The following is a 10,040-nucleotide window of genomic DNA, read 5'->3' as shown; positions in this document are numbered from 1 at the left end:
GTATTTGGTAAATTATGTATCGTTTGGCATTTAACTGGGAAATGCAGTCGTCTCGACCAGGACTGGCATATAATTTCAGAATATCGAAGTTCGGATTCAAATTAGATGCAATCGAATGGAGAGTGATATGCTAGCGCTCGGATATGTCGCCGCCGTGTTGGGGCTGCCCGTCAAAGAGGTGGCGCCACACGCCAGACACGCTTCAGGTTGGAAGCGCAGAAATAGCGGCTAGCCCGTAAATCGTGTCGTTGGCGTGATGCACGGCAAGCGGTCAATAGCGCCGTTCAGGTCGCGCATCGACGGTTGGCACAGTGGCATCCCGGCTTCCTCCTCAAAGCGGCGTGTTGTTCATAGGGTCGCGATCGCGTATGCCGCATTCCCAGCCCTCGAATAGGGCCTTTCACGTCCTGGGGGGTAGACCAAAGCGATTGCCTCCCAGACTCGACCGGAGCTTTGATACATTGGGCCCAATCCCCTTTTCGGCTCGATGTCCTTCGATCTGGCAAGCGCATCGAAAACATATTGCCTGGCGCGGCTGACGCTCGCTTCCAGCGATGCTCCATGAGCAAGCGAGCTGGCGACTGCGCTGGACAGCATGCAGCCAGTACCGCGCATCCCACGCGGCCAGCGGGGCGCATCGAATCGAACCGAGGGGAGGTTTGGCTGCAACAGCACATCGATGCAACGGCTTCCTTGCGCATGGCCGCCCTTGACGAGCACGGCGGCCCTGACCGTTCTCGACAATTCGTCAGCTTGACGCCAGGCGCCTTTTTCGTCCGAGGCCGGTGCCGATCCGGTCAATCGCGCCTGCTCGACCAGGTTGGGTGTTACGAATATGACCATAGCCCGCGAACTCTTGGGCGGCTGCCAGGAAAGCACCTGTCACGTCTCCCGCGAGCTCTGCAAGGTCGCTAGCAAAGCCTCTCGGGAAGCTGGTTTGGTCCGTGGGCAGTACCGTGCAGACGAAACTTTCGATCAATTCACGCACGTCAGGATCTGCGCGCATCCGCGCATACCAATCTGCGTCACGTTCGGGTTTGCCCCAGTCCACCAATCCCGGGAAACTTCGATCGGGTCGATACTCCAGCCAGCGCGCAACCTCCGACAGATTGCTGATTGAAGATCCGACCGCTGCCGCCAGGCGCAGAGCGTTTTCGAGATCGCGGCCAGTTGCCTTGAGTTTATTCTCGACCAAGCGGTTGAGCCGGTCCTGGCTCGCGCGCGATGGTCGCGGCGTTGCATCTGCGATGCGTTGTGAGAGACGTATGATCTCGGCGGCGGTTTCAATGCCCCAACTGCCGCCCTGATCGTCATCACGTGCGAGCAGCGCGTCAATCAGCGGGCGCAAGGTCAGGCGCACAGCTTGGGGATGCCCAGCAAGCGCAGTTTCTATCCCGGCTTCGACCTTGCCGTGATAGTAGGCAAGCGATCCGTCGGCACCTTGACGCAAATTGCGCCCAGTCACAAAGCTGTTTACAAGCGTGCTGATCTTACCCTCGAGACTGGAATCGATGTCGACTAGTGCATCGTCGAGGCCGCGCAGCACATCGGCTGACAGACGACCGTATGGCTTGATGAGTGCCCACAGAATCGCTGCAGGCTTGATCGCGTCGCGGGCCTCGAGTTGGTCGACGACGGTGCGCTCGATGGAATCCTGATGTGCCCGTTTGATCGCAGTCGCGAGGGCAGCTTGCGGATGCCTGGCGAGTTCGTCCGAAGCTAGGTCAGGGAGGCTGTCAAAGAAGTTGCGCAGCTCGAGCGGCAGGCTGAGTTCGCGCAGAAGATGAAAATCCGGTCATGCCGTGCGCTCTCAAAGGCCGGAGCGAGCTGATCGTTCCAGGGACGGCTGTCCGGCTCAAACTTGAAGCGCCCCCAAGGATCTTCAATGTCGTAGAGCACCGGGGGCACCGTCGTGTCGGTCCGCAGCTGGTCCGGGCCATGGGTGATGTGGACGCGCTTGAGATCAGGGATGCCGCCCTTGAGGTGAAGCCAGAGCGCCTCGGCGGTCGCGGTCTTTCCGCTGCCTGACTGTCCGATGATCATGATCGCGTGACGCTTGGCCAGCGCCTGAGTCAAGTCACCCCAATTGGTCGGCTGCACCTATCCGTCTCGGTCCTGTCCGCTGACTAGGTAGCCCTCGTGCTTGGCGATGACTTGCTCGGCTTGCTCGCGCGTCCACAGCCCGTCGTCCAAACCACCCATCCGGTCCCAAGCTGCCTCGCGTAGTACCACAAGGCAGTCTTCCCAACACGCGCGCGGGACGCGCAAACGCTCGAGCAGCAGGGTCTTGATGTCAGTTTTCAGCCGTTCATCATCCTCGCCACCGATGATCGCCAGCCGACCTGCGATATTGGTTCCTGCCGTTGCGATTTTCTGTGGCACTTTGCTAGCTGCGGGCCAGGTCCCGGCGTGTCTCACACCCAGATAGCTCACAGGATCATTGAGTGCTGCGCTGGTAACGAGGAGGTAGCGGGCATTCGGATCCTGTTCGAGCCGCTTGATCGCTGACTTGCGGTGTTCGCCATGCTTGAGCAACGAGATATATCTGGCCTCGGTCCATGCGTTGCCGGTGCGCCGTTTGGCCTGAACGATCAGGCGATAGCCAGCAGAGCGACCGTCTCGGCGACGGTGCCAGGCTCCAATTCCTGGACGTCCGCCTCGACATCTTCCTCACTAACATGTTCAAGGATCATCTCGCTGGCGAGCCGGTTGGCTACCATTAGGTCTAGTGCCAACCAGACCGAAACGTCAACCTGATAGTCGAAGCCCTTGAGCGACCAGCTACCAGCTCCAACGCGCCCTGTACTATTGCCATTGTCCGCCAACACATGCTCCGCTCTATTTATAAGAACTCCGTAGCGTGAATAGCGCGCATTTGAGGGATGCCCACGCCTTTGATGCCAGAAGACAGTCTTATCCAAATAGAGCGAACGTCGCTGTGACGTCTTGCTAGGCGATCCTGAGGGGCCAAATGCAGGTAGACTGGTTGGGGTCAAACTCGCCAGAGGACGAAGAATTCCGGCTCATGTGGATTGTGCGGCAATTCCCCGATGTAAGCGTACGGCGCGACGGACATCCGCTAACCAGCTAAGCAGCCTCTTGGCTATAAGGATCAAACGACTGCTTCTGGCGCATTGTGCTGTTTCGGAACCGGGTTGACCGACCTGGGGCAGGATCAAAGTCGCAATAAGATTGCAGTGTGGAATCCGGCCTGAAAAGCCGGACCCTTGTTACTGACATTCAATCTCAGGTGATTCTCGATTTGCACTCGATGCGCCAACTGCAGAGTGCATATCCGGCGCGAGGTAAGAAATATTCGCTTTTCGCTTCACCGTCCGTGCGTCCTGTTCGTGCAGGCGGTTGCAGAGCCTCCGACAGCCTGCACGAAAGCGTCGTCTGTCTGGTCGCACCCGAGCACGGGCGCCGGGAGCGCCAGTTCGAGCGGGCTAATCCTCGGAGTCAATGCTCGCCAGACGCGTGCTGCCGCTGGCGAAGCTCGGCAAATGAAAGGCGCGCTAGCGGACGCTAGGCGTTTCCTTTCTCAGTCGAACTTGATGCTCGCCTGCACGAACATGCCGTAGCGCTCTGCCTTCCAGTCATCGACCTGCGGGGAACCATTGGACGGCGTGTCCTCGAAATGCGCGCTGCCGTCAGATGCCACCCGCCAGTAGCGGGCGCCGACACCGATGTTGAAGAAATCCGTGACCTTGTAGTTCAACACCGCCTCCAGTTGGAGCCCATGCCCGTCGCCGTCTTCAGGAACGGGATTAATCTCTGGGCGCAGATGGTGCCGATCTTTGCCGTCGAGCCGCGTGAACAAGGAACGCCACGTCGCCAGAAAGGCTGAGTCGGTCGGTGAGTTGCGTCTGCCCGGCCAGTCCGAGCCGCAGCGAATGCCAATCGTTGTCCTGGCTGATGATGCCGACATTGGTCGGCATGTCTGCGCAAATCTGCGAGTTAGCCGCCTGCTGCGCGCAACCGACGGCGTCGTAGCGCTCGTTTCAGAAGTTATAGCCGACCAAAGCACCGATGCGGTAGCGCGGCGTGTTCCAGAAATAGTATCCCAGATCAGTGGTGAAATAGGTGATGTCGCCCCCGCGCTGATCGCTCGACGTGTTCGAATAAGGTTCTGTTAACGGCGGGAAATCCTCGTCGACGAGAGAGCCCTCGGTGACCCCGCCCGCACCGAGGAGGCCCTTGACGAAAATGCCAGTCGGATTGTGGGTTGCCTTGAAGAAGACTTCGCCCGAATGCGCATCGAGATGGTCGTAAGTGAGCCGCGAGAGCAGCCGCGTGCCGCTGGCGTCGTAAAGGTCCTTCGATGCTTCGCCGGTACTGTACCAGTAGCGTTGCCCACTCTCGAACGAAAAGACTGGGGCCGCTGCCCCGGCTACAATTGCCGGATCGGCGATCACTGGAACATTGGCAGCGGTAGCGCCCGCCGTCAGCCCACAAAGCGCCCCATTTGTAAAAAAAGTCGCCGCATCAGATAATTCTCCTTTGTGTCCCCGGGGTGTCGATCTCGGGTTCTGTCGCAAATTGTTCGGTAAGAAGGTCGATGGCTTTGAGCGCTCTTCGGTTTCTGAGAAGCTCATGATGTAAAGGCCGGCAGTTGGACTGATCGGGATCGTGCTGCGCGTGCGCTTGTAGGTGGTGGTGAAGCCACTCCGATTTCTTGGTTGCGCTTGCCGTCACGATCGCTCCCACAGCTCGACCCATCGCGCCCCGGAACCCCACATACGCTCGCGCATCAGCATGCCCTCCACAATGCTACTGTCTCTATCCGGCGGATACGCCTGTCATGGCTGCCGCAAGAAGCGCTTCGTCACAAACCGGTCCCGCGGGCCGATCGGAGATCTGATTGCGTCCGCAGGTGACAGAATTATCCAAGCAAAATGCGTGCCGAATTGGCGGACTCTGCGCTGCACCGATTCTCCATGCCGGCGGCCCGGCCCCTCATCCCTTTTTTGTCGGTCTTCACATTCTTGTCGAGCTTCCGACACAAAAGGTTTGAGGATAAGAATGCTTCCTGAGCCGAGCCGAGCAGCAACGCCAAAAATGAAACCCTTCCGGAGGGTCGAATCAGGGTATACGCCTGCAGATCGTAGAACCATGTCTGAACGCCGAGACCGGCCTGAAGGTAAGCAGTCTGTGAGCTCCATGCTGCGGTCGAAGTGATGGATCAACGGGGCCGAATGAGGAAGGGGACCAAGCACGTCACCAAGCCCTCCATGATCGCGCGTGACTGCCAGTCGTTGTTGCGCAAGAAGATCGCGGTCCTTCTTTTCCTTGACTTCCACTTCGGTCGCACCGCCGACGCGGATGACGGCAACGCCCTCAACCCAACCCGTGCGGCCGTCAGGAAGGAGAGGTTCGGTTCTTCGGTGAGGTCGACGCGTCGGCGACCAGCATGCGGCGGGTCATAGGCCGGATCGCCAGCCGCTTTGGTTACGTGCATTTCTGCTATGAGGCTGGGCCGACCGGGTACGGCCTTTATCGCCTGACCCGGTCGCTCGGGCACGAGCGCACCGTGGTTGCACGCGCGCCGGCGAGCTGACCGCGGTGTGGGTTCCCGATGAAGGGCACGAGTCCATACGGGATCTTGTTCGCGCGCGGGCGGCCACGGTCGAGACGCTGCGGGTTCCATCGCCAACAGGTGAGCGCATTGGCCTCACATGCCAATGGATGGTCAGGATCACATCGCGCGCGTCGTCATCGACGTCCGCCACGATATCCTTGATGAGCGCGCGCAGCAGTTGCTGACGGCAGCGCATATCGACACCCGGCGCATTCCAGCCGGCTTCGAGATCCTGGGCGAGGCCGGTGAAGTCAGGGATCGCGTCGACAGGCTCCATGCGCTGGACTTCGCTGAGCCGGGCCTCGCAGGTCTCCACGCGCCTGAGCGTAGCTTCCCAGTTCCTCTCGAGCTGGGCCGCTATAAGCCGGTTCTCCGGGTCGCAGGCGGCATAGCGGCGCTCGGCGAGCGATGCCTCATAGCGTGCCTGCTGCAGGTCCATCTCGATCATCTGCCGCCGCTTGGCTTCGCTCTCCAGCTGCATCCGTTCAGCCTCCAACGCCGCTTCGATCGCCATCGGCGCAACCGCCTCCAGCGCTTCGCGGGTCACCGCCGCGTCGGTGCGAAAGCCGTTGAACGACATGCATCGCGCCTGTGCCATCATGAGGTTGCCGCTCGCAGCGATATACCGGATAACCTTGGCCGCGTCCGGCATACATAACAACCAGTCTTCGCCCGCATCGACCACAGGAGAGAAGACCCGGGAGCAACGCGCGACCGCCGCGGCCCGACTTGACGCCGCCGGCTTTGCCATAGGCGTTGGCGGCGAGAAATTCCTGGTTCCGTTCGTACTCGCTCCATCCAATATAGCCTTCGTGATGCTCCTTGAGCACCACCGCCCACTCGCTGGCCGGCTTGTATGGCCATAGCTCTTGCGAACGCGGCCATCGCCTCCAGGCAAAGCACGGCGCCCACATGGCCGGTGCACAGATCGTCGACCAAGCGCTCGAAACCGGGACGCTCCACAGCCCCGCTTGCGGTTCGTCCCAGATCCTCGTCGATCACCTCTACTTTGCGGAATCCCCAACGCCGCGCGACGCCGACAAGCTCATACTGCCGACGCTGGCTCTCAAGGTTGAGCTGCACTTGCGCCTGCGTGGACTGACGTGCATAGAAGACGGCCTTGCGCTTGAGGATGGTGGCCGGAATCAGATTACCGCTCGTCATCGCAGCTCTCCTCCTCCGTTGCCACGCCGGCGGCGGCCATCAGTACGTTGGCGAGCCGGGCGATCACTATCGTCCGTTGCGCTGAACTCAGCCGTTCAGCTTCTGCGAGTCGAGCGGCATGCTGAGCTGGCGAACGATCACGAGAGATCGTGTCAGTGGCGGCAAGGTTCTCATTTTTGCGTCTTCCCGATGATGAAACCATCCGGAGAGAATGATCCGACCGTTGGCGCGTTCTTTGCTGTTCTCGCAGCGAAGCCGGCGTCCGAACGCGCGAGAGCTTGTCGCGCGTCTCGATCATCCAGCGCTCGAGCTCGGTGACCAGCGGCGCGCTCCGCTCCTGGCGCACGTCGAGGCGTTGGGCCGGCGACGGGCCCACAAATGTGGCGGGCTCTACCAGGTCTACCCTGCGCGTTTCGCAAAAGGCGGACAGGGGTTCCGCTAAGCCCCCGGACAGTTTCCGGGGTGGATTTGACGTTCGGTTCTCGGCTGCGCCGTTCTGGTATTTTGGCTCTCTCATCATCGAACCGAGAGAGCCCATGCTAAGACGGAAGCAAGCGAGATGAACGAGCGTGAGGGATATCCGGACGATCCTGCGCCTGACCATGAACTGGGCCTCCCGGTGGGCGAGATGGCAGAGCGACTGAGGTTCGGCAAGACCTCGGTTTCCACCTATTTACTGCGGGCGCTGGAGGAGGGGCTGACGTGCTGGCCCTGCATGCGGGCTTTGACGACGATGCGATGTTGAAACAGCGTCTGTTGCATCGAATCGGCCGTCGGCCACGCGTTGTCGTCGTCAGGTTCTCGACAGCTTCCCGGTGGCAAATTCAAGCCGTGGTCGGCGCTCCCGACCAAGGTGGTGGGAAGGCAGCGCTGACATAGCCGAACGTCGATCAAGTCACGATCGACGATTGCCTCATGCTGCATGCCCCTGCGGAACTGAAAAACGGAGAAGAATATGTGCGATGCAAAACTGAAAACCGTGCTTTCGCTTTTTTCGCAGGTGGCCAGACAGTTAGATGCTCTCTCGTCCAACGGACCAGTGACGGATGCAAATTGCGTTAAGCTAAATACGAACGAGAACCCGTTTCCGTTGCCGAAGAGCGTAATGCAAAGTGCGATTGCTGCGATCGAACACCAGTATCTTTATCCGGAAGACGACAACCTCAGCTTAAGGGAAGCTGCCTCCGACGCTTACGGACTTTCCAAAGATCAGGTGATTGCCGGCAACGGTTCGTCGGAACTTCTCGGACTCATCTACAGAGCGTTCCTCGCCCCAGGAGATAGAGTGGCGATGCTGTCGCCCGGATTCTCGTTCAACCGAAAACTTGCCATGCTGCAGGGTGCTGAGTTTCTCGAAATCGCATCGAGCGAAGCTCATTCCTTGCCAATAGAAAAACTGCTGTTCGGCCCCGCAAAAGACGCGAAGTTCATTCTGTTGGCTAATCCGAACAATCCGACCGGAACATTCGTGCCGGTGGCCGAAATCGAACGCCTTGTGGAGCTAGCAGATCGCTTGATCGTCTTGGACGAGGCCTACGTCGACTTTGCACCCGACCATGCCCTGCGCCTCGTCAATAAACATCCGAATCTTTTGATCTTGAGGACTTTTTCGAAGAGCTATGCTGCCGCTGGCGTGCGAGTCGGCTTCGGTTTCGGTCATCCAGAAATCATTGGCAGGCTGCGCAACATCCAGAACGTGTTCAACATGAACGTGATCGGGCAGGCGGTCGGGAAAAGCATCCTTGCGCATCGCCACGCCTACGAAGAGAATCACAAGCACATCAAGCATGAACGACAGCGAGTGACCCTGGCGCTGTTGCAACTTGGCTTTTCCGTAACACCCTCCCACGCAAACTTTTTGCTGGCCCGTGTGCCGGCGGGACAGGAGGGCCCATGCTGGCAAGCAGCGTTGAAAGAGCAGAAGATACTTATCGCCAGCTTTCCTGACAGATATTTGAAGAACTGCATTCGCGTCAGCATTGGCACCAAAGAACAGATGGATAAATTCCTTGCTGCCGCCAAACACATCTCCGTGAGCTTTAGGAGGAAATCGCGGTGTGCAGAAGCATCAAGGTCTGAATTCGCTTTGCATGGGCGGTGCATAATGTAATACGTGTCGATGTGTTATGAGTGCTGGTTGTTCCAACGAGTAGGTTAGATTATGTCTAATTTGGAGAAGAATTAATGAAGAAAATTTTCCCTTCGGGCTTGACCTTCGGCATCTTCGATCATCTGGACGAAAACTGCGATGATATCGCCCAACAATATGCAGATCGGCTGACCCTAGCAGAGGCGTGCGATCGCTATGGCTTTTATGCGTATCATCTCGCAGAGCACCACTGTACGCCGCATGGCAGAGGTCCATCACCGAATTTGTTCTTAGCGAGCGTCGCCCAGCGAACCCGCCGTCTTCGTGTTGGTCCCATGGTAATGCTGCTTGCGCTCTATCATCCGCTGCGTGCGTTCGAGGAGATCTGCATGCTTGATCAGTTGAGCGGCGGCAGGCTCGAACTCGGCATAGGGCGCGGCTCTGCCCCGACTGAATTGGGATACTTCGGGGTTGCTGTAGAAGCAGCACCAGAACAGTATGCGGAGGCCAGCGAGATTCTCATGGGTGCGATGAAAGGCGGGACGCTTTCTTATCAGGGCCGCCACTTTGAGTTGAAGGACGTTCCGTTGACGTTGAGACCTCACCAATATCCCCATCCGCCGACATGGATCGCCACCAATCGACCCGAGCCGGCTAGCTGGGCCGCCGCGAATGGGGCAAACATCGCCTGCGTTGGACCTTGCACTTCTGTTCGCAGCGTTACCGACGCATTCCGCGCCGCTCGAATGCACGATGCTGACGTTGGCCACCAAGCGCCATTTCTTGGATTGCTCCGAATGGTGGTGATAGAGCGTTCTGAAACAGATGCGTATTTGCTCGCAGCACCTGCCTATGGACGATGGCTCAAGAGCTTCAAATTTCTATACGAACTTAATGCCATTCCCACCCCACCAAACTTGCCGCTGGACTTCGATGCAGCAATTGAAAGTGAATTGTGCGTCGTGGGAACGGCAGCTTCTGTCCGACAAGCTCTCCTTGATCAGCTGGAAGAGGCAGGTGCTAATTATCTTCTGTGTCAACTGGCATTTGGGGATTTGCCGCTGGATGCGTCGCTATACACCGCATCGACCATTCGATCCGAAATCATGGCTCGAGTTGGCGCATCGTGAAATCCGTTGCGTGATTGGAGGAGGAGCGGCAGCGCTGCTCCTCATTCCGAAACGGTTGCGGGGGATTAACGTATATGCC

Annotated in this window: 10 protein-coding genes and 3 pseudogenes; 4 read left to right on the top strand and 9 right to left on the bottom strand. The window is 58.7% G+C overall.

What is annotated here, in order from left to right; all coding sequences use genetic code 11:
• Positions 1–348: 348 nt before the first annotated feature.
• From EOA85_RS17805 to EOA85_RS17775, 7 genes are all read right to left on the bottom strand, one after another.
• Entirely contained in the window at positions 349–843 is a 495-nt protein-coding gene (locus EOA85_RS17805; protein WP_127210601.1) for a bifunctional hydroxymethylpyrimidine kinase/phosphomethylpyrimidine kinase, read from the bottom strand.
• Positions 749–1,546, bottom strand: a complete 798-nt coding sequence (locus tag EOA85_RS17800; RefSeq protein ID WP_127210600.1) for a hypothetical protein — start codon at positions 1,544–1,546, stop codon at positions 749–751. The genes EOA85_RS17805 and EOA85_RS17800 overlap by 95 nt, the downstream gene beginning before the upstream one ends.
• Before the next feature lie 173 nt (positions 1,547–1,719).
• Complete coding sequence (locus tag EOA85_RS17795; RefSeq protein ID WP_127210599.1) at positions 1,720–2,100, bottom strand: hypothetical protein; 381 nt, start codon at positions 2,098–2,100, stop codon at positions 1,720–1,722.
• Positions 2,101–2,535: a hypothetical protein gene (locus EOA85_RS17790; protein ID WP_127210598.1), complete on the bottom strand. Its 435-nt coding sequence runs from the start codon at positions 2,533–2,535 to the stop codon at positions 2,101–2,103. It abuts the gene before it with no gap.
• A 56-nt stretch (positions 2,536–2,591) separates the two neighbouring features.
• A complete protein-coding gene (locus tag EOA85_RS17785) occupies positions 2,592–2,828 on the bottom strand; it encodes a hypothetical protein (protein ID WP_164759723.1) in 237 nt (78 codons plus the stop codon).
• Positions 2,829–3,541: 713 nt separating this feature from the next.
• Complete coding sequence (locus EOA85_RS17780; protein WP_127210596.1) at positions 3,542–3,820, bottom strand: hypothetical protein; 279 nt, start codon at positions 3,818–3,820, stop codon at positions 3,542–3,544.
• A gap of 181 nt (positions 3,821–4,001) precedes the next feature.
• Positions 4,002–4,595 carry a hypothetical protein gene (locus EOA85_RS17775; protein ID WP_127210595.1) on the bottom strand — a complete coding sequence of 198 codons (594 nt, stop codon included), beginning with the start codon at positions 4,593–4,595 and terminating at the stop codon, positions 4,002–4,004.
• A 770-nt stretch (positions 4,596–5,365) separates the two neighbouring features.
• On the opposite strand from EOA85_RS17775, the pseudogene EOA85_RS17770 reads away from it, so the two are divergent.
• Positions 5,366–5,665 (top strand): annotated as a pseudogene (locus EOA85_RS17770) (IS110 family transposase); the annotation flags it as partial.
• Between the two features lie 13 nt (positions 5,666–5,678).
• Here EOA85_RS17770 and EOA85_RS17765 read toward each other — a convergent pair.
• Positions 5,679–6,742: pseudogene (locus EOA85_RS17765) on the bottom strand (recombinase family protein); the annotation flags it as partial.
• Positions 6,729–7,040 (bottom strand): hypothetical protein, encoded by a 312-nt coding sequence (locus EOA85_RS37535; RefSeq protein ID WP_164759722.1) that lies wholly within the window; start codon positions 7,038–7,040, stop codon positions 6,729–6,731. The pseudogene EOA85_RS17765 and the gene EOA85_RS37535, both read right to left, overlap by 14 nt.
• A gap of 271 nt (positions 7,041–7,311) precedes the next feature.
• Between EOA85_RS37535 and EOA85_RS39045 the strand changes: the two are divergent.
• The 3 genes and pseudogenes from EOA85_RS39045 to EOA85_RS17755 all read left to right on the top strand — a co-directional run.
• Positions 7,312–7,525, top strand: a pseudogene (locus tag EOA85_RS39045) (IS21 family transposase); the annotation flags it as partial.
• Positions 7,526–7,697: 172 nt separating this feature from the next.
• Positions 7,698–8,852 carry a histidinol-phosphate transaminase gene (gene hisC / locus EOA85_RS17760; RefSeq protein ID WP_127210594.1) on the top strand — a complete coding sequence of 385 codons (1,155 nt, stop codon included), beginning with the start codon at positions 7,698–7,700 and terminating at the stop codon, positions 8,850–8,852.
• Positions 8,853–8,926: 74 nt separating this feature from the next.
• On the top strand, positions 8,927–9,961 hold the full coding sequence (locus tag EOA85_RS17755; RefSeq protein ID WP_127210593.1) for an LLM class flavin-dependent oxidoreductase: 1,035 nt from the start codon (positions 8,927–8,929) through the stop codon (positions 9,959–9,961).
• Positions 9,962–10,040 lie beyond the last annotated feature (79 nt).

The organism is Mesorhizobium sp. M5C.F.Ca.IN.020.29.1.1, from assembly GCF_003997375.1.
GTDB lineage: Bacteria > Pseudomonadota > Alphaproteobacteria > Rhizobiales > Rhizobiaceae > Mesorhizobium > Mesorhizobium wenxiniae.
The sequence above is the reverse complement of the archived record's forward strand: the minus strand, read 5'-3'. Positions and strand labels throughout refer to the sequence as shown.

What these genes read in the sequence shown, in the direction of transcription:
- EOA85_RS37535 (WP_164759722.1), bottom strand. Translation starts at nt 7,040, where the DNA reads ATGATCGAGACGCGCGACAAGCTCTCGCGCGTTCGGACGCCGGCTTCG.
- EOA85_RS17755 (WP_127210593.1), top strand. Translation starts at nt 8,927, where the DNA reads ATGAAGAAAATTTTCCCTTCGGGCTTGACCTTCGGCATCTTCGATCAT.
- hisC (WP_127210594.1), top strand. Translation starts at nt 7,698, where the DNA reads ATGTGCGATGCAAAACTGAAAACCGTGCTTTCGCTTTTTTCGCAGGTG.
- EOA85_RS17775 (WP_127210595.1), bottom strand. Translation starts at nt 4,595, where the DNA reads ATGAGCTTCTCAGAAACCGAAGAGCGCTCAAAGCCATCGACCTTCTTA.
- EOA85_RS17805 (WP_127210601.1), bottom strand. Translation starts at nt 843, where the DNA reads ATGGTCATATTCGTAACACCCAACCTGGTCGAGCAGGCGCGATTGACC.